The 26,785-nt window shown below is 47.8% G+C and carries 28 protein-coding genes; 20 read left to right on the forward strand and 8 right to left on the reverse strand.

Features of this window, described 5'->3' with window-relative positions:
- Positions 1 to 18 precede the first annotated feature (18 nt).
- A complete protein-coding gene (locus GA693_RS14975) occupies positions 19 to 150 on the reverse strand; it encodes a hypothetical protein (RefSeq protein ID WP_005180959.1) in 132 nt (43 codons plus the stop codon).
- 192 nt (positions 151 to 342) lie between these two features.
- On the reverse strand, positions 343 to 1,059 hold the full coding sequence (gene rph / locus GA693_RS11875; RefSeq protein WP_005180961.1) for a ribonuclease PH: 717 nt from the start codon (positions 1,057 to 1,059) through the stop codon (positions 343 to 345).
- Positions 1,060 to 1,267: 208 nt separating this feature from the next.
- Between rph and GA693_RS11880 the strand changes: the two genes are divergently transcribed.
- Positions 1,268 to 1,951: a TetR family transcriptional regulator gene (locus GA693_RS11880; RefSeq protein WP_075175030.1), complete on the forward strand. Its 684-nt coding sequence runs from the start codon at positions 1,268 to 1,270 to the stop codon at positions 1,949 to 1,951.
- Positions 1,952 to 1,981: 30 nt separating this feature from the next.
- On the opposite strand, the gene GA693_RS11885 is transcribed toward GA693_RS11880, so the two are convergent.
- The gene (locus GA693_RS11885; RefSeq protein ID WP_016658685.1) at positions 1,982 to 2,599 is read right to left on the reverse strand and encodes a thiol:disulfide interchange protein DsbA/DsbL; all 618 of its coding nucleotides are present in this window, start codon (positions 2,597 to 2,599) and stop codon (positions 1,982 to 1,984) included.
- Between the two features lie 181 nt (positions 2,600 to 2,780).
- Here GA693_RS11885 and ubiG point away from each other — a divergent pair, with 181 nt between their 5' ends.
- The 7 genes from ubiG to GA693_RS11915 all read left to right on the forward strand — a co-directional run bounded on the left by ubiG (position 2,781) and on the right by GA693_RS11915 (position 7,108).
- On the forward strand, positions 2,781 to 3,497 hold the full coding sequence (gene ubiG, locus GA693_RS11890; protein WP_016658684.1) for a bifunctional 2-polyprenyl-6-hydroxyphenol methylase/3-demethylubiquinol 3-O-methyltransferase UbiG: 717 nt from the start codon (positions 2,781 to 2,783) through the stop codon (positions 3,495 to 3,497).
- Positions 3,494 to 4,189 (forward strand): HAD family hydrolase, encoded by a 696-nt coding sequence (locus GA693_RS11895; protein WP_160240816.1) that lies wholly within the window; start codon positions 3,494 to 3,496, stop codon positions 4,187 to 4,189. The genes ubiG and GA693_RS11895 overlap by 4 nt, the downstream gene beginning before the upstream one ends.
- Before the next feature lie 26 nt (positions 4,190 to 4,215).
- A complete protein-coding gene (locus GA693_RS11900; RefSeq protein ID WP_005180975.1) occupies positions 4,216 to 4,962 on the forward strand; it encodes a YciK family oxidoreductase in 747 nt (248 codons plus the stop codon).
- A 170-nt stretch (positions 4,963 to 5,132) separates the two neighbouring features.
- Positions 5,133 to 5,552 carry a hypothetical protein gene (locus GA693_RS11905; RefSeq protein WP_075167942.1) on the forward strand — a complete coding sequence of 140 codons (420 nt, stop codon included), beginning with the start codon at positions 5,133 to 5,135 and terminating at the stop codon, positions 5,550 to 5,552.
- Between the two features lie 177 nt (positions 5,553 to 5,729).
- The gene (locus GA693_RS14785; protein ID WP_005180980.1) at positions 5,730 to 5,885 is read left to right on the forward strand and encodes a hypothetical protein; all 156 of its coding nucleotides are present in this window, start codon (positions 5,730 to 5,732) and stop codon (positions 5,883 to 5,885) included.
- 229 nt (positions 5,886 to 6,114) lie between these two features.
- Positions 6,115 to 6,510 carry an RcnB family protein gene (locus tag GA693_RS11910; RefSeq protein WP_005180983.1) on the forward strand — a complete coding sequence of 132 codons (396 nt, stop codon included), beginning with the start codon at positions 6,115 to 6,117 and terminating at the stop codon, positions 6,508 to 6,510.
- A gap of 244 nt (positions 6,511 to 6,754) precedes the next feature.
- Positions 6,755 to 7,108 (forward strand): RcnB family protein, encoded by a 354-nt coding sequence (locus GA693_RS11915; RefSeq protein ID WP_005180985.1) that lies wholly within the window; start codon positions 6,755 to 6,757, stop codon positions 7,106 to 7,108.
- 162 nt (positions 7,109 to 7,270) lie between these two features.
- Here GA693_RS11915 and GA693_RS11920 read toward each other — a convergent pair whose 3' ends face one another.
- Together GA693_RS11920 and GA693_RS11925 are read right to left on the reverse strand one after the other, a co-directional pair.
- Complete coding sequence (locus GA693_RS11920) at positions 7,271 to 8,428, reverse strand: RNA-guided endonuclease InsQ/TnpB family protein (protein WP_016659040.1); 1,158 nt, start codon at positions 8,426 to 8,428, stop codon at positions 7,271 to 7,273.
- Positions 8,425 to 9,039, reverse strand: coding sequence for an IS607 family transposase (locus GA693_RS11925; protein WP_075167936.1), 615 nt, complete (start codon positions 9,037 to 9,039; stop codon positions 8,425 to 8,427). The genes GA693_RS11920 and GA693_RS11925 overlap by 4 nt, the downstream gene beginning before the upstream one ends.
- A 166-nt stretch (positions 9,040 to 9,205) precedes the next feature.
- Between GA693_RS11925 and argA the strand changes: the two genes are divergently transcribed.
- From argA to GA693_RS11960, 7 genes are all read left to right on the forward strand, one after another.
- Positions 9,206 to 10,561: an amino-acid N-acetyltransferase gene (gene argA / locus GA693_RS11930; protein ID WP_127799908.1), complete on the forward strand. Its 1,356-nt coding sequence runs from the start codon at positions 9,206 to 9,208 to the stop codon at positions 10,559 to 10,561.
- Between the two features lie 435 nt (positions 10,562 to 10,996).
- Complete coding sequence (locus GA693_RS11935) at positions 10,997 to 11,980, forward strand: sulfonate ABC transporter substrate-binding protein (protein WP_160240814.1); 984 nt, start codon at positions 10,997 to 10,999, stop codon at positions 11,978 to 11,980.
- A 10-nt stretch (positions 11,981 to 11,990) separates the two neighbouring features.
- Positions 11,991 to 12,986: an aliphatic sulfonate ABC transporter substrate-binding protein gene (locus GA693_RS11940; RefSeq protein ID WP_160240812.1), complete on the forward strand. Its 996-nt coding sequence runs from the start codon at positions 11,991 to 11,993 to the stop codon at positions 12,984 to 12,986.
- Between the two features lie 36 nt (positions 12,987 to 13,022).
- Entirely contained in the window at positions 13,023 to 14,198 is a 1,176-nt protein-coding gene (ssuD, locus tag GA693_RS11945) for an FMNH2-dependent alkanesulfonate monooxygenase (RefSeq protein ID WP_016658677.1), read from the forward strand.
- Positions 14,198 to 15,013: an aliphatic sulfonate ABC transporter permease SsuC gene (gene ssuC, locus GA693_RS11950; protein ID WP_160240810.1), complete on the forward strand. Its 816-nt coding sequence runs from the start codon at positions 14,198 to 14,200 to the stop codon at positions 15,011 to 15,013. The genes ssuD and ssuC overlap by 1 nt, the downstream gene beginning before the upstream one ends.
- A gap of 13 nt (positions 15,014 to 15,026) precedes the next feature.
- Positions 15,027 to 15,830, forward strand: coding sequence for an ABC transporter ATP-binding protein (locus GA693_RS11955; RefSeq protein ID WP_104470575.1), 804 nt, complete (start codon positions 15,027 to 15,029; stop codon positions 15,828 to 15,830).
- Positions 15,831 to 16,213: 383 nt separating this feature from the next.
- Positions 16,214 to 16,867 carry a TetR family transcriptional regulator C-terminal domain-containing protein gene (locus GA693_RS11960; RefSeq protein ID WP_160240808.1) on the forward strand — a complete coding sequence of 218 codons (654 nt, stop codon included), beginning with the start codon at positions 16,214 to 16,216 and terminating at the stop codon, positions 16,865 to 16,867.
- 43 nt (positions 16,868 to 16,910) lie between these two features.
- Here the strand turns inward: GA693_RS11960 and GA693_RS11965 are convergent, their stop codons facing one another.
- Complete coding sequence (locus tag GA693_RS11965; protein WP_171502417.1) at positions 16,911 to 17,480, reverse strand: 5'-methylthioadenosine/S-adenosylhomocysteine nucleosidase family protein; 570 nt, start codon at positions 17,478 to 17,480, stop codon at positions 16,911 to 16,913.
- 295 nt (positions 17,481 to 17,775) lie between these two features.
- On the opposite strand from GA693_RS11965, the gene ribF reads away from it, so the two are divergent.
- The 5 genes from ribF (at position 17,776) to GA693_RS11990 (ending at position 23,377) form a co-directional block, all read left to right on the forward strand.
- Positions 17,776 to 18,780: a riboflavin biosynthesis protein RibF gene (gene ribF, locus GA693_RS11970; protein ID WP_075167935.1), complete on the forward strand. Its 1,005-nt coding sequence runs from the start codon at positions 17,776 to 17,778 to the stop codon at positions 18,778 to 18,780.
- A 61-nt stretch (positions 18,781 to 18,841) separates the two neighbouring features.
- Positions 18,842 to 21,688, forward strand: a complete 2,847-nt coding sequence (ileS, locus tag GA693_RS11975) for an isoleucine--tRNA ligase (RefSeq protein WP_075167934.1) — start codon at positions 18,842 to 18,844, stop codon at positions 21,686 to 21,688.
- The gene (gene lspA / locus GA693_RS11980) at positions 21,681 to 22,220 is read left to right on the forward strand and encodes a signal peptidase II (protein WP_005181030.1); all 540 of its coding nucleotides are present in this window, start codon (positions 21,681 to 21,683) and stop codon (positions 22,218 to 22,220) included. The genes ileS and lspA overlap by 8 nt, the downstream gene beginning before the upstream one ends.
- Positions 22,213 to 22,695, forward strand: a complete 483-nt coding sequence (locus tag GA693_RS11985; RefSeq protein WP_005181033.1) for an FKBP-type peptidyl-prolyl cis-trans isomerase — start codon at positions 22,213 to 22,215, stop codon at positions 22,693 to 22,695. The genes lspA and GA693_RS11985 overlap by 8 nt, the downstream gene beginning before the upstream one ends.
- 139 nt (positions 22,696 to 22,834) lie before the next feature.
- Positions 22,835 to 23,377, forward strand: coding sequence for an NADPH-dependent FMN reductase (locus GA693_RS11990; protein ID WP_005181039.1), 543 nt, complete (start codon positions 22,835 to 22,837; stop codon positions 23,375 to 23,377).
- A gap of 503 nt (positions 23,378 to 23,880) precedes the next feature.
- Here the strand turns inward: GA693_RS11990 and GA693_RS11995 are convergent.
- A complete protein-coding gene (locus tag GA693_RS11995; RefSeq protein WP_005181040.1) occupies positions 23,881 to 25,047 on the reverse strand; it encodes a PQQ-dependent sugar dehydrogenase in 1,167 nt (388 codons plus the stop codon).
- A gap of 370 nt (positions 25,048 to 25,417) precedes the next feature.
- Positions 25,418 to 26,767 (reverse strand): aromatic acid/H+ symport family MFS transporter, encoded by a 1,350-nt coding sequence (locus GA693_RS12000; protein WP_016658670.1) that lies wholly within the window; start codon positions 26,765 to 26,767, stop codon positions 25,418 to 25,420.
- Positions 26,768 to 26,785: the final 18 nt, after the last annotated feature.

The following is a 26,785-nucleotide window of genomic DNA, read 5'->3' on the forward strand; positions in this document are numbered from 1 at the left end:
GTCGATGGCCGCAAGACTTTAATCATCTGCACGGCCGTCGCCATCACGGTCCTGATTCAGCATGGTGCCATCACCATCACGGTCATTGGCCGTATCACACGCGCTTAAACCAAAGGCGCCCATCGCCAGTAAGATCATCAAGTATTTCATGGTACATCCCTCTTTTTTGCTGTTTTAAAAAAATCACTGCGAGTTTTAGTAAGCCATGAAGCTCGGTTTCAGCATGTTGGTTTTTGTTATGAAGATGAATCTGCGCACAGCCGCTGGTTACGTTTGCTTCAATCACAAAAAAACGCATCCGGAGATGCGTTTTATAGATATATTGTTCTGATCTTGCAGTATTTACCAGCCTAAGGCCTGTTGCTGCTTTTTGATCAGTTCCTGAATGCCCTGCTCGGCCATTTCCAGCATGGCATTACATTGCAAACGGGTAAACGGTTTATCTTCAGCAGTGCCCTGAATTTCAATAAATTCACCAGCCTGGGTCATGACCACATTCAGGTCGGTCTGGCAGTTTGAATCTTCTTCATAGCACAGGTCCAGCAATACTTCGTCCTGATACATACCCACAGAAATAGCAGCGACCAGACCTTTTAACGGGTCCTGTTTAATTTTTTTGCTTTCCAGCAGTACATTCATGGCATCGACCAGCGCCACCGCTGCACCGGTAATTGCGGCAGTACGGGTACCGCCATCGGCCTGAATTACATCACAGTCAATGGTAATGGTATTTTCACCAAGTTTTTTCAGATCGACCATGGCACGCAGGCTGCGGCCAATTAAACGCTGGATTTCCTGAGTACGGCCGCTCTGTTTACCCCGTGCCGCTTCACGGTCACTACGCGTATGGGTAGAACGTGGCAACATGCCATATTCTGCAGTTACCCAGCCCTGGCCTTTGCCTTTTAAAAAGCGCGGTACCGAGTTATCAATACTGGCAGTACACAGCACTTTGGTATGACCAAATTCAACCAAGACAGAACCTTCCGCATAACGTGTGTAATTACGGGTAATTTTGACATCACGCAATTGATCTAGGGTACGTTGGTCGATACGCATAAGTTGTCCTTATTTTGACTCAAATAAATTGTCGGCCAGTATAGCAGATGCAAGCGCACAGGTTTTGTCCCCGGGTCGGCTTTTACACAATCTCGCCACAGAAAAGCGGGCCCTGCACAGCCAATGCAACAGCATGGCTGCTGCCCGGGCCGATTCTGCTCTATAATAGCTATACAGATGAATTTTTAAACAGTATCAGGGATGTGACATGTCGATTCGGGAAGAACGTAAGCAGCAAAGTCGTCAGGCCATTTTAGATGCGGCCCTGACCTTAAGTACTGCCGAGCGCTCTTTTAGCAGCATCAGCTTAAGGGAAATTTCCCGCCATGTCGGGCTGGTGCCGACCGCGTTCTACCGGCATTTTCAGGATATGGATGAACTCGGCGCAGAACTGGTCGATCAGGTGGCGCTGCATTTAAAAAGCATTCTGCATCAGCTGGGTCAGGCCTATTTATATCTGCCCAATGCCAAAACCCGCACCAGCGTTGAACTGTTTTTTCAGGCAGTCGATCAGCATCCACAGCAATGGATTTTTCTAATTGCCGAACGTTGGGGCGGCTCGGCCACGGTACGTCAGGCCATTGCCCGGGAAATCGAGTTTTTAATTGATGATTTTGCCAACGACCTGAAACGGGTCGAAAGCGTACAGCATTTTGAACACCCGGAAGATTTTAAAGTACTGGCCAATATTTTAATTAACCTGTCCTTTAACTGGGCCATGAGCTGGATTGGCCTCAGTCGCCAATTTGAAGGCGAGGCCTTAAGCCAGCAGCAGCACCAGTTTACCGAGCAGACCATTATCCAGGTGCAATTGCTGTTTCGTGGTATCAGCCATTGGGAGCGACCAAACATCACAATGCATGAAACCGCAGCACTAAAAAACCCGCTTTAAACAGCGGGTTTTTAACATCATGTTGGGCTTTTATTTGGCTTTACGTTCTTTATCGACCAGGTAGTTCACCACCTGAATCACTTTGCCGTTATCGCCCGACACCACATATTTACCATTAACCACCACTGCCGGCACACCGGTCAACTGGTATTGGCGCGCCAGTTTATTGGCCTGTGCCACTTTAGAGGTAATCGCAAAAGAGTTAAACATGCTGTTGAACTTGGCTTCAGGAATACCGTATTTGACAAAGAATTTGGCCTGGGATTTCTGGTCAAAAATCTGCTGGCCTTTGTCATGAATGGCATGGAATAACGGCAAGTGGGTACGTTTACGGACACCCAGTGCTTCCGACACATAATAGCCGCGCGCATTCATTTCCCAGACCTGGTTCATGGCGGCCGGAGTACGCACAAAGTTCACATCTTTTGGCAGCTTACGCAGCCAGGCTTGCATATGCGGCTCCAAGGTAAAGCAGTGGCCACAGCCATACCAGAAGAATTCACGGACTTCAATTTTACCCGGCACATCGACTTTGCCTGGATTGGCCAGTACGCGATAGTCCTGGCCTTCAACAAAATTGGCCGCCCATGCACCACCTGAAATTGCAAACATTGCGGTTGCAAGGCTACCCAAAAGAAACTTTTTCATTGAACTTATTGTCCTCATAAATCGTTATGATTAGCTTATGCGAACACTATAAATCAATTATGCCGTTTTCGTTTTGCTTCTGTGAACTTTTTTACGGCTTTTATCGCTTTTTCCAGAATAAACGCTACACTAAACAGCATAGACTTTTTGAAATCATAATAACTTGATTGAGGTGACACCAATGTCGCAACTGAATGTTGATCCGCAAGAAATTGCCAAATTTGAAGCATTCGCAGCTATATGGTGGGATCAGCATTCTGAGTTCCGCCCTTTGCATCAAATTAACCCGCTCCGTTTAAACTGGATTGATGAACATTCAGGCGGACTGGCTGGCAAAAAAGTGCTGGATGTCGGTTGTGGCGGCGGCATTCTTTCGGAAAGCATGGCGCGCCGTGGTGCCGATGTACTCGGGATTGATATGGGCGAGGCACCGCTGAATGTGGCACGTTTACATGCCCAGCAGGAAGGCGTCGAAAATATTCAATATCGCCAGATTCCGGTCGAGCAACTGGCAGAAGAACAGGCTGGCCAGTACGATGTGGTGACCTGTATGGAAATGCTGGAGCATGTACCCGATCCAGCCTCAATTATTCAGGCCTGCCAGAAGCTGGTCAAACCGGGCGGCCATGTGTTCTTCTCGACCATTAACCGTAATCCGAAAGCCTATTTATTTGCGATTATTGGCGCGGAATATGTGCTGCGTATGCTGGCCAAAGGCACGCATGATTATCATAAATTTATCAAGCCGTCCGAACTGGCACACGATATTCGCAATGCCGGCCTGAAACTGAAAGATATGACCGGTTTGCACTATAACCCACTGACCAAACGCTACTGGCTGGCGCCCAATGTTGATGTCAACTATATGGTGCATACCCTGAATGAAGGTGGCCAATGAAAGCGGTTTTATTTGACCTCGACGGCACCTTAATTGATACCGCGGCTGACTTTATCCGCATTATTCAGGACATGTGCCGCGATAAAGGCTGTGACATTGTCGCCGCCGAGCAGATTCGCACCCAGGTCTCTGAAGGCGCACGCGCCATGGTCAAGCTGGTGTATCCGGAACTGGAAGTGGAAGACCCGGTCTTTTTAGGCCATCGCCAGCGCTTTTTAGACCTTTACGGTGCCGATATTGCAGTAGAAACCGACCTGTTTGAAGGCATGTATCCGCTGCTGGAACTGCTGGAGCAGCAGCAGATTCCTTGGGGCATTGTCACCAACAAGCCACGCTGGCTCAGTGAAGCGCTGTTAAAAGCCCTGAACCTGAGCGAACGCTGTGCGGTACTGGTCTGCCCGGAAGATGTCAGCAAGACCAAGCCCGATCCGGAACCGATGTATCTGGCCGCAGCACAGCTGGGACTGGAACCACAGCAGTGTATTTATGTCGGCGATCATCCACGTGATATTGATGCCGGACGCAATGCCAGCATGTACACCATTTTAGCCGCCTATGGCTATTTACCCTTACAACACAAAGATGACTTAACAGCCTGGCAGGCAGACTGTATAGTGAATAATGTCACAGAATTACATCAGGTCTTACACCAGATGCTGTCACAGCAACAACAACATTCAATCACTTCATAATTACAGCAAAAAAACGGAGGTCGATCATGAAATATTCAGAATATCAACCTCGCCCTGATCTGCTCAAAGATCGCGTGATCCTGATTACAGGTGCGGGCGACGGTATTGGACGTGCAGCCGCGATCAGCTTTGCACTGCACGGTGCAACCGTTGTCCTGCATGGTCGCACCCTGAATAAACTGGAAGTCATCTATGATGAAATTGAAGGTTTAGGCGCACCGCAGCCAGCCATTCTTCCGCTACAGCTGTCCAGTGCGTCATCGCGTGATTATGAATTGCTGGTCGATACGCTCGACAAGCAGTTTGGCCGTCTGGATGGCATTTTGCACAATGCCGGCATTCTGGGTGAGCGGACCGAACTGGTGCATTATCCGGCCGATGTCTGGGATGATGTGATGGCCGTCAACCTGCGTGCGCCCTTTGTTATGACCCAGGAACTGCTGCCTTTACTGGAAAAATCGGCACATGCTTCGGTGGTGTTTGCCAGCTCGGGCGTCGGTCGTGAAGTGCGTGAGCGCTGGGGCGCTTATTCGGTGTCTAAAATTGCCATTGAAGCGGTCAGCAAACTGTTTGCCCAGGAAAATGTGCATCCGAATATCCGTTATAACTGTATTAATCCGGGCGCGACCCGCACCGCCATGCGTGCCAAGGCCTATCCGGATGAAGATCCGAAAACCTTGCCGACACCAGAATCAATCATGCCGGCCTATTTATATTTAATGGGCGATGACAGCCTGCACATGAACGGCCAGAGTATTGATGCGCAGGACTAATGCCCTTGCTGTATCCATGAAGGAAGCCCTGTGCTTCCTTTTTTATGCGCGTCCATAAAGCTGTAATTGCTCCCCTTTACGTAAATATATCGGTTTGGGCTTAAGTCGGCTTGAATTTCAGCAAAATTTGCCGATACTAAAGCCCTGTTTCTGATTATCCCGAGATGCCCATGTCTGACTTTAGCAATATCACAGTAACGACCCATGAAGATGGCATGGTGTCTTTATTGATTAATGGTCAAGCCATTTCTGAAAAATACGGCATGAAATTTGAAGCCAGTATTCTCGATGAACTGCAGGCACTCGAGGCCGGGCAAAACCTGAAACTGTTTGACCAGTTTATCTTTTCGCATACCGATCTGAACTTTGAACATCACTACAGCTATGTCACCGGTATTTATAAACAGGCCGAGGACTATGCCGTCTATAAAAACTTTGTCTACCGGATTCTGGTCGATGGCCAAGCCCCGGTCGAGCATGTGATTACCAAACAGGGCCAGCCAATGAGCGCCGAAGATGTACGCGAATTTATTCAGGCACATATCCAGAAGTCACTGACCGACTATACTGACCTGAAATATGCCTACTAAGCACATGTTTGAATCCAGGACCTGCGGGTCCTTTTTTATACGCTGCTAAATTTTATGCACTGCCAAATCATAAATCGTATTTTTAAATCATTTTTATAAAATTATTCGGTTTTTCAAATTGAAACATCCGGCCTATACTGCTACTCAACCGCAATGAATCAATGAAAGGAGCAGCACATGGCCGACCAGCAACGTAAAAATGACATTATCCGTTCCATTGAACACTTACAACTGCCCGCCAGCTTATTGGCTGTACTTGAAGATGGCCAGCAGGCCGAATGTCTGGCCCATGCCATCGACTCCTTGCAGGACTTAAGCCAGCAATGGAACTGACTGCGGGCAGAATCCCGGCAATACGGGCTAGGCTTTTTGCGCCCAATGTTGTATAACCAGTTCACGTGACAACAGATAAGTCTTTCATCATCTGTTACTTTTCCAGCATAATATCCAAAATATCTCTGCTTTCGATAAAGAATTAACGATCTTTCTTCACAGTTTCTCTGCATTTTTTTCGTACAGTAAGACACAGTGAAATAAAAGACGATAAACGAGGTTTTTTCACATGAAAAAGATAGTGACAGTTATGGCGATCTCTTTCAGTGCGTTGCTGGCCAGCGGGATCACTGCGGCTGCACCTCAGTTTGACAATCCGGGACGCGGCTATGAACAGTCACGTCAGCACGGTCAGGGCAAAAAACATCGTGAATATCGTGAATCGAAAGAGGTTTATGAAAAACGCCGCCAGCGTGAAGAACGTGGCTATCAGCGTTTACAGCAGCATAAATGGCAAACCGGTTATGTGATGCCGCAGCATTATCGTGGCAATGGCTACAAAGTCGAATATAAAGAGCATAACCTGCCTAAACCGGACCGTAAGCAGCAATGGTATAAGGTCAATAATGACTATATTCTGGTCAATGCCGATACCCACAGTATTCTTAAAATCCTGTCTTTCTAAGCTGCACTCCGACAGTTTCAGTCCCACTCCTCGGTTGCCCAAACATCGGTTTGGGCTTTTTTATATCAGCAATTCTTCAAGCTGCTATTTTCGCTGTAGGGCAGATGCTAGCCGGCTTTCAGGCTCTCCGCTTTTTCTTCATGATTTTCACAATTCATCTCAATTGCTCTCATCCTTTATCTCAACTTTCTGGTTAATTTGGACGTATTCCGGAGATATACAGTTTGACTCAAAGGTGAGCGTCATGAAAAAAGTATTAACCACCATTGCCCTGTCTTTAAGTGCGTTTATGGCTACTACAGCCATGGCTGCGCCTGATCATCGTGATCATGACCGTCGTGCGGCAACCCACTACAAACATCAGGACAGCCGTTGGGACCGTGATCATAAACGTCCGGTTGTGCGCGTAAATCCGAGCCGTGACTGGCGTGTGGGCCAGACCTTACCGCGTGCCTATGACCAGTCCCGTTATAAAGTCAGTGACCGCGAAGCGCGTCGTTTACCAAACACCGGCCGTTATCAGCAGTGGTACAAAATTAATGGCGATTACGTGATGATCAACGAACGTACCAACCGGATTATTCGCATTATGGGCTAAGGGTTTCGTCTCATTTTCCGTTATTTAAAACTTACTCAAACCTACTCAATGTGGGTTTGATGTTTAATTCCTACTTCACCATCAAGAACCTAAAGCATTTGCTTTAGGGATTACCTCAATTCCATAGGCTGTCACGGTGTAACCCACCGCCTTAATCACCACTTATGCAGTGATTAAATCTTTATCCGCATATCGCAGGATATTAATTGATGCATTAACATCACGATTTTGGATGGTTTGGCAAACTAAGCACTTCCACTCTCGCGCAGAAAGTGTGAGAGATTGATTTAATTCACCACAGCACGAACACATTTTACTACTTGGGAAGAATCGACCAACCGAAAGTACCGATTTTCCATGCTGTTTGGCTTTATAAATCAACTGCCTTTTAAACTCATAAAAACCCATATCGGATATAGCTCTTGCGAGTTTACGATTCCTCAACATGCCTTTAACATTCAAATCTTCAATTGCAATCACATCAAAACGTGTTACCAAATCCGTTGTGACTTGATGAAGATTATTCTTGCGTAGACAGACAATTTTATAGTGCAGGCGAGATAGCTTGGCTTTTGCTTTTTCTCGATTCTGACTACCTTTTTTCTTACGACTAAAAGACTTGTTGAGTCGTCTTAGTTTTGCAAGCTGTCTTTTAAGTGGTGCGTTAGAAGGAATAACCTCACCATTTGAAAGGGTGGCAAGATTAGAGACACCCAAATCAACACCGATACTTAAACCTGTTTTCGGTTTAAGCTTTTCGATCTGGGTGAGTTCGACAGCGATTGATACAAACCACTTACCACCTTGTTTAAATATTTTGGCCGAGAGAATTTTACCCTTATAGCGCAGATTCTCAGTCATTTTCACCCAACCCAAATTAGGGATTTTAATAGACCGACCCTTGACGCTAAATTGATCATTTGATAATGAAAAACGGTCATCCTTGCCTTTTTTTCTTGGCTTGGGGTATCCTGATTTGCCGTTAAAAAATCTATCAAAAGCACTACCCAACTGCTTAATCGCCAACTGTGGTGCGCACTTAGTCACTTTCTTCATGAAAGGATATTTTTCAAATTTAAAAGTGTTTAGGTGTTTTCTTAATTTACTCTCTTTAGGTCTATTAAGAAGCATTTCATTCACCGCAACATCATAATACTCACACTGATCTCGATATTCCTTATCAGCCTTGTATTGTCGTTGCCACTCTCTTAAAGCCCAATTATACGACAAACGAGCAACACCACTTGCCTGAGCAAAATGGCTTGCTTGTTTATTATTGGGCATCAATTCAATGATATGCCCTCGTATAAATCGACTCATAGTGCTTCTTTGACCGCCTGTATTAACTTTTGGTTCTTTTTACTTCGGCTTCCATATAATCGTGCTGAAAATACAGTGATAATTTCCAGGACATCTTGAGCCAGTTCCTCCTCAAAACTCAAATTTTCACCCTGATTAATAATTACAATTTCAACATTCCGAGCTTCACATAAAGCAAAAACCAATTCAGCACCAAAACGTAATAATCGATCTTTGTGGGTTAAAACCAATCGACCAATTTCATTATTAATAATTCCATCCAAAAGAGCCTTAAGCCCTTTTTTGTGATAATTCATCCCTGAGCCTAAATCACTAATAATCTCAAATGTCCATCCCTGCTTGGCACAGTACATTTCCAAAACTTGTTTTTGTCGCTCAAGATCAGCCTTTTGATCGTGACTAGATACTCTTGCATAAGCAATAGTTTTTCGGCTGTTCTGGATTGATAGATCATGGATAAGTTCAGGTGTGATCTTGCTTAGATCGTAACGTCTGTGATTTTTTGGGGTTCTATCTGCGACTAAAGTGCCTTCCTCATCCCATCTTCTTAGGGTTTGGATGGAAACACCCAGTGTTTTAGCTGCAACGCCAATACTAACATATCTACTCATTTGTATATAATAATATAGAAATAAGTAGATTTCAATTAGCAGTTATTAACCCTTCCCTCTTTACACCTGAACCACCCCGTTCAGGTGTTTTTTTATTTTTTCAGCTTACGCCCCGGTATTTTTTGATTAGAATCCACTATAAGACTTTTGCTTGATTGAGACCGGCATGCACCTGAATTCTACCGAAACATCACACAGCACAACTTTGCAATATGTGCACTGGTTTCGACATTCTGCGCCTTATATCAATGCCCATCGCAACAAAACCTTCGTGCTGATGTTTGATGGTGAAGCAGTCCTGCATGACAATTTCCAGCATATTATTCATGATATTGCCCTGCTGCATTCGCTGGGCATCCGGCTAGTGCTGGTGCATGGTGCCCGTCCGCAGATTAACCAGAATTTACAGGCCAGCCAAATCGACACCCCGTTTCATCAGCAGCGCCGCATTACCACGCGCGAATCGTTAAGCTGTGTCATGAATGCGGTCGGTTCAATTCGCCTGCAAATTGAAGCCCTGCTGTCGATGGGACTGGCCAACTCGCCGATGTACGGCGCCCGCATTGATGTAGTCTCGGGCAATTTTATTACCGCCAAGCCCTATGGTATTCGTAATGGGGTTGATTTCCAGCTGACCGGCGAAGTGCGCAGTGTCGATACCGATGCCATTCAGCGTCATCTGGACAATCATAATATTGTCGTGCTCGGTCCGACCGGCTATTCCACGACGGGCGAAGTGTTTAATTTACTGGCTGAAGAAGTCGCCACCAAAACCGCGATTCGCCTGCAAGCCGACAAGCTGATTTTCTTGGGCAAACAGCAGGGTTTACTGAATGAACAGGGTCAGCTGCAACGTGAAATCCGCCCATCCCAGCTCAATCATTATATTGGTCTGTATCAGGCCAGCCAGCCGGAAATGGCCCTGCATTTACGCGGTGCACAGGATGCTGCCACTCAGGGCGTCAATCGCGTACATCTGATTTCCTATGCCTCTGATGGCGCACTACTGGAAGAGCTGTTTACCCGCGATGGTGCCGGCACCATGATTACCGATGCGCATTATGAAGAAGTGCGCACCGCCAATATTCAGGATGTCGGTGGTCTCATCAGCCTGCTGCGCCCGCTGGAAGAAGAAGGTGTGCTGGTTTACCGTTCACGGGAACGGCTGGAAAATGAAATTGAACAGTTTGCGGTGATTGAACGTGATGGCACCATTTTGGCCTGTGCGGCGCTGTATCCGCTACCGGTCAGCGACAATGAACTGCGCTCGGCGGAAATTGCCTGCGTGGCGGTACATCCGGCCTATCGTAAATCCAATCGCGGCAGCCAGATTCTGCATTATCTGGAAGATAAAGCCCGTAGTCTTGGCATTCAGCAGCTATTTATTCTGACCACCCGTACTGCGCACTGGTTTCTGGAACAGGGCTTTGAGCCGGCCAGTGTCGATGACTTACCCAATGCCCGCCAAGCCTTATACAACTACCAGCGCAATTCACTGGTCTGTAAAAAGTCACTCACCTAGTCTGATCAAAGAACACCAACTTCTGAAAAAAATGCAAAAAAATCCAAGTCACTAAAAAAGAGCTAACTCGCCCTTAAAAGAGCGAGAATGCGCTCTTTATGCTTGTTCAAGGCCGGCTTTAGCTCAATTTGGCATATGCTTATCTGCAGCTGGCCCAATTCTGCTGCATCTGGTATTAGCAGGAATTAGTATAAGCTTATTCCTGCGCCTTCAATTTAATAAAAATATTTTAAATACAACTACTTAATATTTTAACTTTTAATAGATTATCCATTTTATAAATCAGATTTATGCATAAGATTTGCACATCTTTATTTATCTTTTTTCCTGATTAGAAATTCCTGATTTGTTATTTTTTTCGAAAAAGAAAAATCTTTAAGGTAGCTCTCATTCTCCACTTTTGAATTTTTTTAATTTCCGAGAGCAGGTATTTTCATGAGCAGCCTACGCCGTATTTTTTCAACTCAAAGCGCTATTTTATCTGCCGTGGTGGCGGGTGCCATGTTCATGACTGCCTGTAACAGCCCCAAAGACGCCGACAACATTACCCTGAATATCGGCTTCCAGAAATACGGCATTTTACCGATTGTCAAAGAGCGCGGTGAACTGGAGCAGGCCCTAAAAGCCCAGGGTGTACAGGTGAAATGGGTAGAATTTCCAGCCGGTCCGCAATTATTGGAAGGTTTAAATGTCGGCAGTGTGGCCTTTGGTGAAGCCGGCGAAGCACCGCCCATTTTTGCGCAGGCAGCCAATTCCAAACTGGTCTATGTGGCCAACCAGCCTAAAGCGCCGCTAGCTGAGGCCTTAATTGTGCCTAAAGATTCGGCCATTCAGTCGGTGCAGGATCTAAAAGGCAAACGCATTGCTCTGAACAAAGGCTCCAATGTGCATTATCTGCTGCTGAAGCTGTTAGCAGCCAACCAGCTTAGCCTGCACGATATTCAAGTGGTGTATTTACCCCCATCCGATGCCCGCGCAGCCTTTGAACGTGGTTCGGTGGATGCCTGGGTGATCTGGGATCCGTTCTTTGCCGCAGCCGAACACCAGATTGGCGCACGGGTCATTGCCACCGGCGAAAATCTGGTCAGCAACCATCAGTTCTATCTGGCGGATCGTCAGTTTGCCGAACAGCATCCGCAGGTTCTAGACACCGTGGTGCAAAGCTTGAACAGCACCACGCAATGGGTGGCCCAGCATCAGGATGAAGCGGCTCAACTGCTGCAAAAACCGACCGGCCTGGATGTCGAGGTCTTAAAAACTTCAATTTCCCGTATGGGCTTTGGCGTACAGGCCATCTCTAGTGACGTGGCCAAAGAACAGCAATATGTAGCTGATGCCTTTTATCAGCAAAAGCTGATTCCACAGCAAATTCAGATTCAGGCGGCCCTGCTGAATAAGCAGTCGACACAACAAGAATGAGGAATAAAAGATGCGTAAATTAACAACCTGGGCGCTGCTGGGCATTTCCACGCTGGGACTGGGTCTCAGCGGCTGCCAGAAACCGGAAGCCCACAAGGCGGTAACAGACAACAACTCAACTGAACAGGCGGTGAAAACCATTTCTATTGGCTACCAGAAATCTTCCTTAAATTTACTGGTGGCACGTGATGAAAAACTGCTGGAACAGCAGTTCCCACGAGCCAAAATTGAATGGAAAGAATTTCCGGCCGGACCCCAAATGCTGGAAGCCCTGGCCGTTGGCGCAGTCGATTATGGTTCAGTGGGGAATACCCCGCCCATTTTTGCCCAGGCGGCTGGCAAGGAGCTGAACTATGTCGGCTATGAAGTCTATGCCGACCATTCGCTGGCCTTAGTGGTGCCGCAGCAAAGTGCCATACAGACCCTGCAGGATTTAAAAGGCAAACGTATTGCCCTGCAAAAAGGCTCCAATGCCCATGAATTTCTGGCCAAAGTGCTGGCCAAAGCCAACTTGAACTGGTCAGATATTCAGCCAATCTGGCTGCCACCGGCCGATGCACGTGCTGCCTTTGACAAGCAGTCGATTGATGCCTGGGCCATCTGGGACCCGTTCCTGTCTGCGGCTGAACTGCATGGACAGGCCCGCCCGCTGATCAAGACCGGTGAGTTTGACCAGACCTATTCGTTTTATGTGGCCAATCCCAAATTTATTGCCGCACATCCACAGGCCACCACCGGCTTTCTGACGGCCCTGAATGCCGCGGATCAGTGGATTGTTAAACACCAGTCTCAGGCCCTAGAAATTTATCAGAAAAATACCGGCCTGGACCCGGCGGTCGCCAAAAACGCCTTTGACCGCCGCCTGAAACCATCACCGATTCAAAGCTTAAATCCGACGGTCATTCAGGCTCAGCAGAAAATTGCTGACCAGTTCTATCAGCTCAAGCTGATTCCAAAACCGATTGAGGTCCAGCCCATTGTCTGGACGGCTCCAACTGCAGATTGATGACCGAGTAATCCCATTTAAATAAAGGACGATAATATGAAAATTTTCTGGTTTATTCCCACCCATGGTGACAGCCGCTATTTAGGTACCAGCAAAGGTGGCCGTCAGGTCGATCATGCCTATATGAAACAGATTGCAGTGGCAGTGGACAATTTAGGTTATGAAGGTGTGCTGATTCCAACCGGCCGTTCTTGTGAAGATCCGTGGATTACTGCAGCCAGTTTAATTGATGCGACCCAGAACCTGAAATTTCTGGTGGCCTTGCGTCCAGGCGTGACCACACCAGCCTTAGCAGCGCGTATGGCGGCGACGTTTGACCGTTTATCTGGCGGCCGGGTGTTACTGAATCTGGTCACGGGCGGTGATGAACAGGAACTGAAAGGTGATGGTGTCTATGAAGATCATGCCACGCGTTATCAAACGGCTGCGGAATACACCACCATCTGGCGTGAAATTTTAACCCGCTCGCATACAGGTGAATCGTTCAGCTTCCACGGCGAACGTTTACAGGTCGATGAAGCCAAGCTGCTCTATCCACCAGTCCAGCAACCATATCCACCGCTCTGGTTTGGTGGCTCTTCCGATGCAGCCATTGAGCTGGCCACCGATCAGGTCGACACCTATTTAACCTGGGGCGAACCGCCGGCAGCAGTAAAAGAAAAAATTGAAACGGTACGTGCCAAAGCCGCGGCCAAAGGCCGCAGTCTAAACTATGGCATCCGTCTGCATGTGATTGTACGTGAAACCAATAAAGAAGCCTGGCAAGCAGCCAACGCGCTGATCCAGTATGTCGATGATGCCACCATTGCCGCAGCACAGGCCAAGTTTAAAGCGATGGATTCCGTCGGTCAGCGCCGTATGGCTGAACTGCACAATGGCGATCGCAGCAAACTGGAAGTCTCCCCAAATCTTTGGGCAGGCGTAGGCCTGGTACGTGGTGGAGCCGGTACGGCACTGGTCGGTGACCCTGAAACAGTGGCGGCCCGTATTCAGGAATATGCCGACCTGGGTATTAGCACCTTTATTTTCTCCGGCTATCCGCATCTGGAAGAATCCATCCGTTTTGCCGAACTGGTGTTCCCGCTGTTGCCGCTGGAAACCCGCAAGAAACTGGCACAACCGAATTTGACCGGTCCTTTTGGGGAAATTGTTGCGAATAACTATGTCGCCGCAGACAGCCAGGCGAGCAAACAGCTGAAGGAGCCGGCCTGATGAGTAAAACCATTTCCCTGGAGCAGCTGGCAGAGGCCAAAGTTTCACGTGGAACATCATTTGGGCAGCGGGTGCTGCCCTGGCTGGTGCCATTATTACTGATTGCTTTCTGGCAACTGGCCTCAAGTACCGGCCTGCTGGAAAGCCGGATTTTACCGGCACCAACGGCAGTGGTTAGTGCCTTCTGGGGCTTACTGGTCAGTGGCGAGCTATGGCAGCACGTTCAGGTCAGTGCCGGACGTGCCCTCCTCGGCTTGTTGATTGGCGGTGGTTTGGGCCTGCTGCTTGGCCTGTTAAATGGCTCCTCCAAAACCGCCTCGACCCTGCTGGATACCACCTTGCAGATGATTCGTAATATTCCGGCTTTGGCGCTGATTCCGCTGGTGATTCTCTGGTTCGGGATTGATGAAACAGCCAAATTATTTCTGGTTGCGATTGGCGTGTTCTTTCCCATTTACATTAATACCTATCATGGCATTCGCTCGGTCGATCCACAGCTGATTGAAATGGGCAAAAGCTACGGCCTGAGCCGCTGGCAACTGTATAAGGAAATTATCTTGCCGGGTGCAATGCCTTCAATTCTGGTTGGACTGCGCTTTTCTTTAGGTCTGGTCTGGGTGCTGCTAATTGTCGCCGAAACCATCTCCGCCCAGTCCGGGATTGGCTATATGACTATGAACGCGCGTGAGTTTTTACAGACCGATATTGTGCTGGTTGGCATCCTGCTGTATGCCCTGCTGGGTAAACTGGCCGACGTACTGGCCGTGGCTTTGGAACGCTATTTACTGCGCTGGCATGCCGGCTACCAGAAATAAGGAGTGAGCGAAGATGAGTAATTTAATTGCCGGCTTGCATGCCGAGCACAGCAGTTCGAAACTGCGCAGCAATCCGGATATTCAGCCGCAGGCGGTGGCAGGTGCGGAAATCCTGATTGAACAGTTACACAAGTTTTATGGTTCGGTGAAGGTGCTGCAAGATCTGGATCTGCATATTCAGCCGGGCGAATTTCTGGCCATTGTCGGACGTAGTGGCTGTGGCAAAAGCACCCTGCTGCGTTTAATTGCCGATCTGGAAAAACCAAGCTACGGCGAAATCAAATTTAAGTCGGCACGGCATATCCGCGAAGGCATTACCTCGGATGATATCCGGGTGATGTTTCAGGACCCGCGTCTGCTGCCATGGCGCAGCATCGAGCAGAATGTACAGCTTGGTCTGGGCAAAGACCAGTACGCACATGCCAGCGCCCTGCTGGAAAAAGTCGGTCTGAAAGACAAAGCCGGGCTATGGCCCTCGCAACTGTCTGGCGGTCAACGACAACGTACCGCGTTGGTACGTGCCCTGTCGCATCAACCGCGGATTTTATTGCTGGATGAACCTTTAGGTGCACTAGATGCCCTGACCCGTCTGGAAATGCAGAAGCTGATTGAACGGCTCTGGACCGAACAGGGCTTTACTGCCATTTTAGTCACCCATGATGTCAGTGAAGCGGTACAGCTGGCCGACCGGATTATTCTGCTCGATCGTGGTCATATTGCCAAAACCTTTCAGGTCAATTTACCGCGCCCGCGGCAAAAAAGTATTGCCTTTGCCGAACTGGAGCAGCAGGTGCTAGATGCAGTCTTGGCCACATGAGGATTAATTTTGGTCTGAGCCTGCCCCCGCAGCTTTACCCTTAAATTCCGGCTCAATTTAAGGGTAAAACTTCATCTCGGTTTATGAAACTTTTGTGACATAGGCCCGAATAGATGCAGGATTATTTCTATAAACTATGTCTTATATTTTGATTTAAAATAAAAGAATAAAAAATCTTTGAAATCAAGCCTTCAGTTATATTTTTTACCAGACTCAAAAAGTGTGCTTTATAGGGCTTAAATTTAACAATCCTGGGGAAATTATTAGTTAATCTACAAAATTCTGCTGCATTTATCATAATTTGCAATAGACGAGGATGCACAAAACTGATGATTTGACGTACAATTCGTGATTCCCCCCTTTTCATTGTTTTTTAATTGCTAATGGAACAAAAAAAGAGTACTCAAAAACGACATCAGTTGCTGAACGCAGCACTCGACGTATTTTCCTTATACGGTTTTAATGGGGCGAGCTTAGATGAAATCGCTCAGATTGCAGAAATGCATAAGTCGAATATTTTCTATTACTATGAAAATAAAGAAGCGTTATATGTAGAAGTGCTGACCACTGTATTACAGAAATGGCTGGCGCCACTGCAAATGCTGGAAGCCGAGCTTGAACCTGAAGAAGCGATCACCAACTACTTATTGCAAAAGATTGAAGTGTCTCGCACCCAGCCAAAAGCTTCACGCCTGTTTGCGCTGGAAGTGATTCAGGGTGCCCCGCATATTCTGGACATCCTGAAAGGTCCGCTGAAAAAACTGGTCAAGCGTAAAGCCAAAGTCATCAGCAACTGGCAGGAACAAGGCAAAATCTCCAAAGATATTGACCCTGAACTGCTGATTCTGAATATTTGGGCCCTGACCCAGAACTATGCAGACTTCGCGACGCAAATGGAAATGGTCACCGGCAAAACCCTGCGCAACCGCAGCATGCAGCAGCGCATTATCCAGCATACCGTGCATCTGATGCTTTATGGTATTGTGCCGCGTCCAGAACTGAATACCGCACCTCCCTCAGAATCAATCGACGATTGAGCATGATTTTGGCATACGACCATAGTTTGCTATGGTCGCCGAACTAAAAACCACCCTGCTGATATAACGACAATAATTTTTTCGCCCCCAGCAACAGATTTTCTTCCCAGTCCAGATGTGCCGTATCATTGGCGCCATCGGTAATATATTTGACGGAAATCAGCCGTACATCCAGTTTTTTACAGACTTTGGCCAGCGCATAGCCTTCCATATCCACCAGATTACAGGCCACTTTCGGTGTGCCGGTTTCAAAGCTGTCACCGGTGCCACAAATACCAACCGGTAAATGGGAAAAATGCTGCGGCAAATGAATTTCCGCCGGATGATCGTCATCCATGGGCGTCACTCCAACCTGAAAACCCAACGGCGATACATCCATATCACGCTGTACAAACTGGGTCACTTCCACCAGCTCATGTGCATTAAAATAGGAGCTGCCGGCCGTACCTAAATTTAACAGGGTTTTACAGCCAGTTTTCTGAATCACCTCAAAGGCTTTAAAGGCAGCATTGACCTTGCCAATACCACTGTAATGCACCTCGATGCCAGCCTGTTCAAACAGACCTTTGGATTCACTCGGCAATGCCATAATTAAGGCCAGATCCGACATTATTGCTTCTCTACCACAGTTGCAGGGAGCCACATTAGAAAGCAAAAGACAGAAAAATAAAAGCCATCCCTGAAAGGACGGGTCTTCCAACGACTCCACTTTTTTTCATGCGGATATGGCTTTTCAGTACTGGCTACGCGTTTCAATTTTCATTTGTTTCCGATAAAAACCTGCCAGTGCTGTGGCACCGGTCAAAAATGAGCAAGAAAAATTTTGCATAAAAACAGAACAACAAGACGAATGTGTGAGAATATGGCAATATATAGCCTTTCTTAATGTATAACGTCATTCTTTGCCCATGCAGCTCCTCCGTCTGAATGCTTTAGCGCCTGATTTTCAACTGGAAAAAACTGCCGTTACCATCGGTAATTTTGACGGCGTACATTTGGGACATCAGGCCATGATTGCCCAGCTAAAACAGCTGGCAGCAGCCCAGCAGCTGAAAACCCTGGTGATGATTTTCGAGCCACAGCCGCTGGAATTTTTTAAAGGCTATGAGGCACCACCGCGCATCAGCTCCTTAAGAGAAAAAGTCGAATATTTAACCGAGCTGGGCGTAGACTATATTGCAGTTGCCAAATTTGATAATTATTTCCGCAGCTTAAGCGCCGAAGCCTTTGCCGACATACTCAAATATAAACTCAATGCCCACAGTCTGGTGCTCGGCGATGACTTCCATTTTGGCAAAAACCGTCAGGGTAATAGCGAGTTTTTGCAGCAATACGGCTTTCAGGTCACCAACTTAAACACCATTCTGGCCGATGGTGAACGGGTCAGCTCGACCCGGATCCGTCAGACCTTGCAGGCCGGCAATTTAGCGCTGGCAGCCAAATTGCTGGGACGCCCGTATAGCATTACCGGCCGGGTACAATACGGCGACCAGATTGGCCGAACTATTGATTTTCCAACCATTAATGTCCGTCTGAACCGGCATAAACCCTGCCTGAACGGGATTTATGGCGTGGAAGTGGTCTGTGAAACCGAATCCTTACAAGCCAAAGTTCAGGCAGAGAATCCGAACCAGCCCGGCATTGCCGGCTATGACCCGACCGCGCTGTTTGGTGCCGGTCATGTCGGTACCCGACCGGCCATCAAACAGGACCATCCGGAATGGCGATTAGAAGTACATTTCCCCGAGGTTTCTGCTAATCTGTATGGCCTGTTAATGCGGGTGACGTTCTTAAACTATTTACATGGCGAAAAGGACTATCCTTCGCTTGAAGCCTTAAAAGCCGGAATTGATGATGATGTGGAGAAACTGCTTGAGTTTCGCCGCAGCACCCCAAAATTCCCTTTTGAATAACTCACATTTTTACTGTAAAACGTGTCAGTCAAATGGCTGATTAAATTGGAAGACAACTTGCATGAGCGATAAGCAAACTCCTGAAAATGCAGTGGACTATAAAGCCACACTGAACCTCCCAGGTACTGACTTTGCAATGAAAGCAAACCTCGCAGTACGTGAAGCGAAATGGTTAGAAGAGTGGTATGCCGATGACATTTATCAGCAGATTCGTGCATCGCGTATTGGCAAGAAAAAATACGTGCTTCATGACGGCCCTCCGTACGCAAACGGTCAAATCCACCTTGGTCACGCGGTCAACAAGGTCCTGAAAGACATCATCATTAAAAGCCGTGTCATGGACGGTTTTGACGCGCCATATGTACCAGGCTGGGACTGTCACGGTCTTCCAATTGAACTGAAAGTTGAGGAAAAAGTTGGCAAAGTCGGCGTCAAAGTTGATGCTTCGACCTTTCGTAAAGCCTGCCGTGAATATGCCTACACCCAGGTTGAGCTGCAGAAAAAAGACTTTATCCGTATGGGCGTGTTTGGCGACTGGAACAACCCATACCTGACCATGAACTTCAAGCAGGAAGCGGATATTGTCCGTTCTCTGGGTGCCATTGCCAAAGCCGGTCATATCGAGCCAGGCCTGAAACCGGTGAACTGGTGTCTGGACTGTGGTTCAGCGCTGGCAGAAGCTGAAGTTGAATATGAAGATAAAAAATCCGATGCAATTGACGTCGGTTTTACAGTGGTTGACTTAGCTGATTTGTCTGCACGTCTAGGTGTTGATGTTAAAGACTCAACCGATATCGTGATCTGGACCACCACCCCATGGACCCTGCCAGCCAACCAGGCGGTAGCATTACATGCCGAACTTGAATATCAACTGGTCAAGGCGCGCGGTGAAGAACAGGCCGAGCAAAACTTTATTCTGGCAAAAACACTGGTAGAATCTGCGACCCAGCGTTATGGCTTCAATTCATTTGAAGTGCTGGCCGAGTTTGCCGGTAGCAAACTGGAAAATCTGGTGCTGCAACATCCGTTAATTACTGAGCGTCAAGTGCCGGTGGTTCTGGGTGAACACGTCACCGATGCCAGCGGTACAGGTGCCGTGCATACTGCACCGGGCCACGGTGTAGACGACTATAAAGTCGGCCTGCAATACAACCTGAAAGTCGACAACCCGGTGGGCGGCAATGGCGTGTATTTACCGACTGCGCCAATTTTTGCCGGTGAACATATTTATAAAGCCAATCCGCAAATTATTGCTGCGCTGGGCGAAGCCAACAAATTGTGGGCACATCATCCAATCAAGCATAGCTATCCGCACTGCTGGCGTCATAAAACCCCGATTATCTTCCGTGCCACACCACAATGGTTTATCAGCATGGATGCCAAAGGTTTACGCCAAGGCGCCCTGAATGCAATTGAAAACGAGATCAGCTTTGTCCCAGATTGGGGTAAAAACCGGATTCAGGCAATGATTGAAGGTCGTCCGGACTGGTGTATTTCGCGTCAGCGTACGTGGGGCGTGCCAATTCCATTCTTCGTGCATAAAGACACCAACGAACTGCATCCACGTACCCCTGAACTGATCGAAGAAGTGGCTAAACTGATTGAACAGGAAGGCATTGACGGCTGGTATAACCGTGAAGCCAAAGACTTCATTGGTGATGATGCTGAACACTACAACGCCGTACGTGACACCTTAGACGTCTGGTTTGACTCAGGTACAACCCACTATGCCGTGCTGCGTGAACGTGAAGAACTGCAAGATCCGGCCGATCTGTATCTTGAAGGTTCGGATCAGCACCGTGGCTGGTTCCAGTCTTCACTGCTGACCTCGATTGCCATCAATGAACGTGCGCCATACAAAGGCTTGTTGACGCATGGTTTCGTGGTCGATGAAAAAGGCCGCAAAATGTCGAAGTCGCTCGGGAATATCATTACCCCGCAAGACATCATCAAAGACATGGGTGCAGATGGCTTACGTTTCTGGATTGCCTCTGCGGATTACCGTTATGAAATGACCGCCGGTAAAGAAATCTTTAGCCGTGCCTCAGACGGTTACCGTCGTATCCGTAACACGCTGCGTTTCTTGCTGGCCAACTTAAATGGCTTCAAACCATCGACTGATGCCCTGCCGGTGGATCAGCTGATTGCGCTGGATCAATACATCCTGCAACGTGCGTCTGAAGTACAAGAAACCATCAAGAAAGCCTATGAAGATATGAACTTCCATATCGTCACCAGCGCCTTGACCAACTTCTGTATTAATGACTTAGGTGGTTTCTATCTCGACATCATCAAAGACCGTCAGTACACCACCAAAGCGGACTCTCAGGCACGTCATTCTGCGCAAACTGCGCTGTATCACTTGGTACAAGCCTTTGTTCGCTGGATGGCACCAATCCTAAGCTTCACTGCCCAAGAAGCGTGGCCACTGATTCCTGAGCAATCAGAAAAATATGTATTCACCGCTGAATGGTATGAGCTGCCGGTGGCCTCTGAAGCCAACGTGCTGGCTGAAAGCGAATGGCAGACTTTAATTGCAGTAAAATCTGCCGTGAACAAGTTTATTGAAGCGGCGCGTACTGCAAAAACCGTCGGTTCGAACCTGTCTGCCAAAGTGGAGCTGTGGGCCAATGCCGAGCTGAAAGCAGTGTTGGATAAACTGGGCGATGAACTGCGTTTTGTCCTGATTACCTCTCAGGTGATTGTGAATGAGTTTGATGCCGCACAAGGCGAAGCTTCTGATCTTGACGGTCTGAACGTGAAAGTGTCTGCGGCAGATGGCGAGAAATGTGTACGCTGCTGGCACGTCCTGCCAGATGTGAATACACATCCTGCACATCCAGGTTTATGTGGTCGTTGTATTATTAACCTCCCGACAGGCCAAGGCGAAGAGAGAAAATATGCCTAATCCACAACCGAAAAAGGGCTTATTCCAGTTCTATCCACACAATTTGTGGTGGATCGGACTGTCTATTGTGGCGATTATTCTGGATCAATGGACCAAATGGATTGCAGTCACCCATCTGAATTATGCAGATCCGGTGCCTGTGCTGCCCTTTTTAAATTGGACATTACTGCATAACTATGGCGCAGCCTTTAGTTTCTTGTCCGATGCGGGTGGCTGGCAACGCTATTTCTTCACCTCACTGGCAGGTTTGGTGTCCGTGATCTTTGTGTTCTGGCTGATGCGTATGCCAAAGAACATGCTGGTATTACCGCTGGCGATTGCCCTGATTCTGGGCGGGGCCATTGGTAACCTGATTGATCGGGTCGCTCTGGGCTATGTGGTCGACTTTATTCATGTTTACTACAACAACAGCCACTTCCCTGCCTTTAATATTGCAGATAGTGCCATTACCTTAGGCACCATCTTGCTTCTTATTGATACGTTTTTCCTGGAAAAACACCGTATTCAACGTGCGCAGGCGCAACATGACTGAATTTATCAATCCGAACGAAGACACCCGTATTGAAGCGGGTTCTAAAGTTGAACTTCATTTTTCTGTGGCCATTGAAAGCGGCCCGGAAATTGACAATACCCGTAGCCGTGCCGAACCGGTCAGTCTGGTCATGGGCGATGGCAGCCTGTTACCGGGTTTTGAAAAAGCCCTGTTTGGCTTGCGTGCTGGCGACCGTCGTACCGTCAGCCTGCCGCCCGAAGAAGCTTTTGGTCCATGGAACCCGGAAAATGTCCAAACCTTTGACACCGTCAAGTTTGAACAGCGTCCGGTTGAAGGCCACATGATCGAGTTTGAAGACAAGGCCAAACAAAGCCTGTATGGCGTGGTCAAATCGGTCAATGATGACATCACTGAAGTCGACTTTAACCATCCACTGGCCGGTAAAGACATTACCTTTGAAGTGGAAATCTTTAAAGTTACCCCAGCGGGCCAGCAAGGCATTCAACTGAAATAAAAGTTCCACATTTTTGAAAAGCTCCTTCGGGAGCTTTTTTTTATGCCATTTTCATGAGGCAGATACAAACTGACTCTATTCAGGCTAACGCAATTCACGTTAATTTGATCCCTACAGCAAAAACAACACAGGATAAAACATGAATATTCAGATTATTGTTGGCAGTGTACGCGAGGGACGTACCGCCATTAAAGTCGCACACTGGGTACAGCAGGCCATTAAAAGCTATAACTTTAGTACCGTGCAGACCGAGCTGGTCGATTTAAAAGAATGGAATTTACCCCTGTTTGCCGGTCCGAATCCGCCGCTAAGCGGTATTTATGACCAGCCGCGTCAACAGGAATGGGCCGACAAAATTGCCCAGGGCGATGCCTTTATTTTTATCAGCCCCGAATATAACCATGGCTATAGCCCGGCCTTGAAAAATGCGCTGGATTATCTGGGCAAAGAGTGGCAAGGCAAACCGGCGGCTTATATCGGCTATGGTGCCACCAATGGATCACGCTCGATTGACCAGATCCGTCAGGTCGGCACCCAGCTGGGACTGATTGACAGCAATGCAGTGGTGGAAATCCGCGATATTTTTAGCCGTAACCGTAGCGAAAGCTTTGAACCGAATGAATTTGATGACAAGACCCTGAAACAGGTAGTCGACAAGCTGATTCAATATGTCAGCTCATAATGCCAGCAGCCCTGTAAGCATTTTCTTACAGCAGCTGTGGTGAACTGCGACTAGGGCGCAGAGCGCTTTCATTTTATAGTACCCACATACAGAGACAGGAGGTCTCTTAAATCAAAACAATAACAATAAAAGCAACAACAGCAGGATGCTGATCGGTACGACAGGAGTTATACCGGAATAATGAATCCAGAGAAGCCCGGACAGGATGTTCGGGCTTCTTTTATTTCAGTCCTTTATGTTCTGGTTCTTGTAGATGATGCGCTATTTTAAATCAATCGCTGTTGTACGCCTGAGCGTACAGTACTTGTCGGGTTTTGCGGCTGGTTGGTTCTGATCGCCTGACGTATATTAAAACCATACCGGGACAGGAGGTCTCGTTGCATAAAACAATAATCATAAGCCGCATGCAGGATGCACGCACAGATATAACAGGAGTGATATCTGAGAACTGAATCTAAAAAGCCCCGACAGGACGTCGGGGCTTTTTATTATCTACGAATTCATTATTTGGCTGTCATTTTCAGCAAGCTGGCGCCTTTGCCATCTTCAATGACCCATAAATGACCGTCACGCGCTTCAATCACCCCGCGAATACGCTGTTTCATGTCCAGCCGTTGTACTTCACGTACCGGTTGAGCCTGGGTATCAATCACAATAATCGCCTGCGACGACAATCCTCCGGCAATGGCCTTATTTTTCCACTGTGGAAACTGATCGCCACGGTAAAAGATTAAACTCGAAGGTGAAATAACCGGGGTCCAGTCCAGTTCTGGCGCTTTAAATTCTGGCCGGGTCGCATGATCCGGAATTGGCTGACCACTATAATGATCGCCATTGGACACGATCGGATAGCCATAATTGGCGCCTTTTTCAATCCGGTTCAGCTCATCTCCGCCTTTGGGTCCCATCTCAATTACCCACAGCTGCCCCGCCGGGTCAAATGCCATACCTAAGGGATTCCGATGCCCCAGGCTCCATACCTGTGCCGCAATCTGGCCCTGAGCACGGAACGGATTATCTGGCGCAGCGCTACCATCTGCATTTAAACGTAAGATTTTCCCTAAATTGGAATTCAGGTCCTGTGCCGGGTCAAACTTTTGTCGCTCTCCCGAACTGACCCACAAATAGCCGGCCTGATCAAATAACAGCCGGTGGGCATAATGCCCCTGCCCTGGAACTTTCGGCACTTGGACCCAGATCTGCTGTACATTTTTCAATTGTGGCTGAGCCGCATCTTTTAAATCCAGCTCGGCACGCGCCACCACCGCGCCATAACCGCCTGTGCCGGCTTCCACATAACTTAAATAGACCCAGCGATTCTGGGCAAACTGTGGATGCAGCGCGACATCACCCAAACCGCCCTGCCCGCCATAGGCAACTTTGGGGACACCTTTAACCTCAAGCAGCAGTTTATTGCTCGGGTTAAACAATTTGAGTCGTCCACGCTTTTCAGTAATTAACAAGCGGCCATCGGGCAGCTCAGCCATCGCCCACGGTTCCTGTAAGCGCGCCACCCGTTCCAGCTGATAAGACTGGCTGGTCTTGCTAGTTTCACTGCTTTGGGCGGCTTTCGCTGAATTGGCAGGCTCGGTCTGGGCATTACATCCGGTGGTTAATCCTGCGATGAGCAATGCCGCAGGCCAGGTCAAATATTGTTGTAGTTTTGCCATGACATTTCCTAAAACAGAACAGACAATACTTTGATTGTAGCCCAAAGCCAGTTTTGACCAAGAACACTTGCGTAACCTGCCGGACTTTGTCCGTTTTGGCTTACACCGAATGAAGACAATTGAGGCTAGGAGCAAACCCAGAATTTTCGTATTCTAAATTCATCAGGAAACAGGACGTTTCCCAAACGGAAAACAACAATAATTAGTTTGCGCACCAGGATCGTGAGGTACGACAGGAGTTATACCTAAAGCACGAAATACGAAGAAACCCCGTCAGGATGATGGGGTTTCTTTTTATCTGTGATTTTTGTTTTCTTAATGCCATAAAAAAAGCCCCCAATCTATGGAGGCTTTTTTCATTTAATACCAATTAGGCTTTGGCAATCGCCGCTTTGCCTGCTTTAATCTGTTCTGCTTCATCTTCACTCATGATCAGCGCCACGGCAATTGCGGTAATCAATACCGGTAAACCGACAGCAATAAAGTTGAAGTGTGCTGGCAGGTTCATACCGAGTAAGCCACCAATCAGGATTGGTCCAACAATCGCACCCATACGGCCAATTGCAGATGACCAGCCAATTCCGGTTGAACGTACTGCCAGTGGATAGTATTGCGCCACATAACTATACAGCAACATTTGTGAACCGATTGACGCCGCACCCGCCAGGAATACCAGGATGTACAGCAAGAACTGGTTTGACTGGAAGCCCATCAGACTCATCACAATCGCGCCCATAATCCCCAGGAACATCAACACCGGTTTCAGATGGAAACGGTCAGCCAGAATACCACCGCCGACAATACCAACCACGGCACCCACGTTCATCACCATCATGAACATCAGACTATTGTCCATTGAATAGCCTGCCGCCATCATCAGTTTAGGCAACCAGCTGCTTAAGGCGTACATGGTCAGCAAGCAGGTAAAGAACGCTAACCAGAACAATAAGGTGTTTAACGCACGGCCACGTTTGAACAGGCTTACCACGTTGGCTGCTTCCGGCACATCGACCTGATGCAGTTCAAATTTGGTTTCATTGCTAATCTGCACTTCTGGGGCCAAGCGGGCCATGATTGGACGCGCCTGTTCCTGCTTATTCTCTTTCACAATAAACATCAGCGATTCAGGCAGGAATTTCCAGATAATTGGCAACAGCAACAGTGGAATACCGGCAATAAAGAACATGATTTCCCAGCCAAAGCTTGGGGTTAACCAGGCACCCAATAATGCTGCCATCACACCACCCACTGCATAACCACTAAACATGGTGGTCACCAGCGTACTACGCATGTTCTTTGGCGCGTATTCAGAGGTTAAAGCCACCAGGTTAGGCATCACCCCACCAATCCCTAAACCGGCCAGGAAGCGCAAAATACCGAATTCTGTCGGATTAGAAGCAAAGCCACCTGCGAAGGTTAGACCACTGAATAACACAATACAGATCATGATGACTTTTTTACGGCCAATTTTGTCGGCCAGCGAGCCGAAAATCATGGCACCGAACATCATCCCTGCCAATGCAGTACTGGCCAGCATACCGGCTTGCACCGCACTTAAGCCCCACTCGTCCATTAATAAAGGCAATACCACACCATTAATGGCTAAATCATAACCATCAAATAAAATGATCAGTAGACACCATGCCACTACATTAAAATGAAATGGTTTAAATTTTGCGTGATCAATGACATCATTTACGTTAATAGTTTGATGTGTCATTCCTCACCTCCTGTGAGT

The organism is Acinetobacter indicus (assembly GCF_009914475.1).
Classification (GTDB): Bacteria; Pseudomonadota; Gammaproteobacteria; order Pseudomonadales; family Moraxellaceae; genus Acinetobacter; species Acinetobacter indicus.

Coding starts and splice junctions, on each gene's coding strand:
- GA693_RS11985 (WP_005181033.1), top strand. CDS start 22,213: ATGACTGAATTTATCAATCCGAACGAAGACACCCGTATTGAAGCGGGT.
- GA693_RS11895 (WP_160240816.1), top strand. CDS start 3,494: ATGAAAGCGGTTTTATTTGACCTCGACGGCACCTTAATTGATACCGCG.
- ileS (WP_075167934.1), top strand. CDS start 18,842: ATGAGCGATAAGCAAACTCCTGAAAATGCAGTGGACTATAAAGCCACA.
- GA693_RS11915 (WP_005180985.1), top strand. CDS start 6,755: ATGAAAAAAGTATTAACCACCATTGCCCTGTCTTTAAGTGCGTTTATG.
- GA693_RS12000 (WP_016658670.1), bottom strand. CDS start 26,767: ATGACACATCAAACTATTAACGTAAATGATGTCATTGATCACGCAAAA.
- GA693_RS11960 (WP_160240808.1), top strand. CDS start 16,214: ATGGAACAAAAAAAGAGTACTCAAAAACGACATCAGTTGCTGAACGCA.
- lspA (WP_005181030.1), top strand. CDS start 21,681: ATGCCTAATCCACAACCGAAAAAGGGCTTATTCCAGTTCTATCCACAC.
- GA693_RS11900 (WP_005180975.1), top strand. CDS start 4,216: ATGAAATATTCAGAATATCAACCTCGCCCTGATCTGCTCAAAGATCGC.
- GA693_RS14785 (WP_005180980.1), top strand. CDS start 5,730: ATGGCCGACCAGCAACGTAAAAATGACATTATCCGTTCCATTGAACAC.
- GA693_RS11935 (WP_160240814.1), top strand. CDS start 10,997: ATGAGCAGCCTACGCCGTATTTTTTCAACTCAAAGCGCTATTTTATCT.
- GA693_RS11905 (WP_075167942.1), top strand. CDS start 5,133: ATGTCTGACTTTAGCAATATCACAGTAACGACCCATGAAGATGGCATG.
- ssuD (WP_016658677.1), top strand. CDS start 13,023: ATGAAAATTTTCTGGTTTATTCCCACCCATGGTGACAGCCGCTATTTA.
- argA (WP_127799908.1), top strand. CDS start 9,206: ATGCACCTGAATTCTACCGAAACATCACACAGCACAACTTTGCAATAT.
- rph (WP_005180961.1), bottom strand. CDS start 1,059: ATGCGTATCGACCAACGTACCCTAGATCAATTGCGTGATGTCAAAATT.
- ribF (WP_075167935.1), top strand. CDS start 17,776: ATGCAGCTCCTCCGTCTGAATGCTTTAGCGCCTGATTTTCAACTGGAA.
- GA693_RS14975 (WP_005180959.1), bottom strand. CDS start 150: ATGAAATACTTGATGATCTTACTGGCGATGGGCGCCTTTGGTTTAAGC.
- ssuC (WP_160240810.1), top strand. CDS start 14,198: ATGAGTAAAACCATTTCCCTGGAGCAGCTGGCAGAGGCCAAAGTTTCA.
- GA693_RS11885 (WP_016658685.1), bottom strand. CDS start 2,599: ATGAAAAAGTTTCTTTTGGGTAGCCTTGCAACCGCAATGTTTGCAATT.
- ubiG (WP_016658684.1), top strand. CDS start 2,781: ATGTCGCAACTGAATGTTGATCCGCAAGAAATTGCCAAATTTGAAGCA.
- GA693_RS11995 (WP_005181040.1), bottom strand. CDS start 25,047: ATGGCAAAACTACAACAATATTTGACCTGGCCTGCGGCATTGCTCATC.
- GA693_RS11940 (WP_160240812.1), top strand. CDS start 11,991: ATGCGTAAATTAACAACCTGGGCGCTGCTGGGCATTTCCACGCTGGGA.
- GA693_RS11925 (WP_075167936.1), bottom strand. CDS start 9,039: ATGAGTAGATATGTTAGTATTGGCGTTGCAGCTAAAACACTGGGTGTT.
- GA693_RS11910 (WP_005180983.1), top strand. CDS start 6,115: ATGAAAAAGATAGTGACAGTTATGGCGATCTCTTTCAGTGCGTTGCTG.
- GA693_RS11955 (WP_104470575.1), top strand. CDS start 15,027: ATGAGTAATTTAATTGCCGGCTTGCATGCCGAGCACAGCAGTTCGAAA.
- GA693_RS11880 (WP_075175030.1), top strand. CDS start 1,268: ATGTCGATTCGGGAAGAACGTAAGCAGCAAAGTCGTCAGGCCATTTTA.
- GA693_RS11920 (WP_016659040.1), bottom strand. CDS start 8,428: ATGAGTCGATTTATACGAGGGCATATCATTGAATTGATGCCCAATAAT.
- GA693_RS11990 (WP_005181039.1), top strand. CDS start 22,835: ATGAATATTCAGATTATTGTTGGCAGTGTACGCGAGGGACGTACCGCC.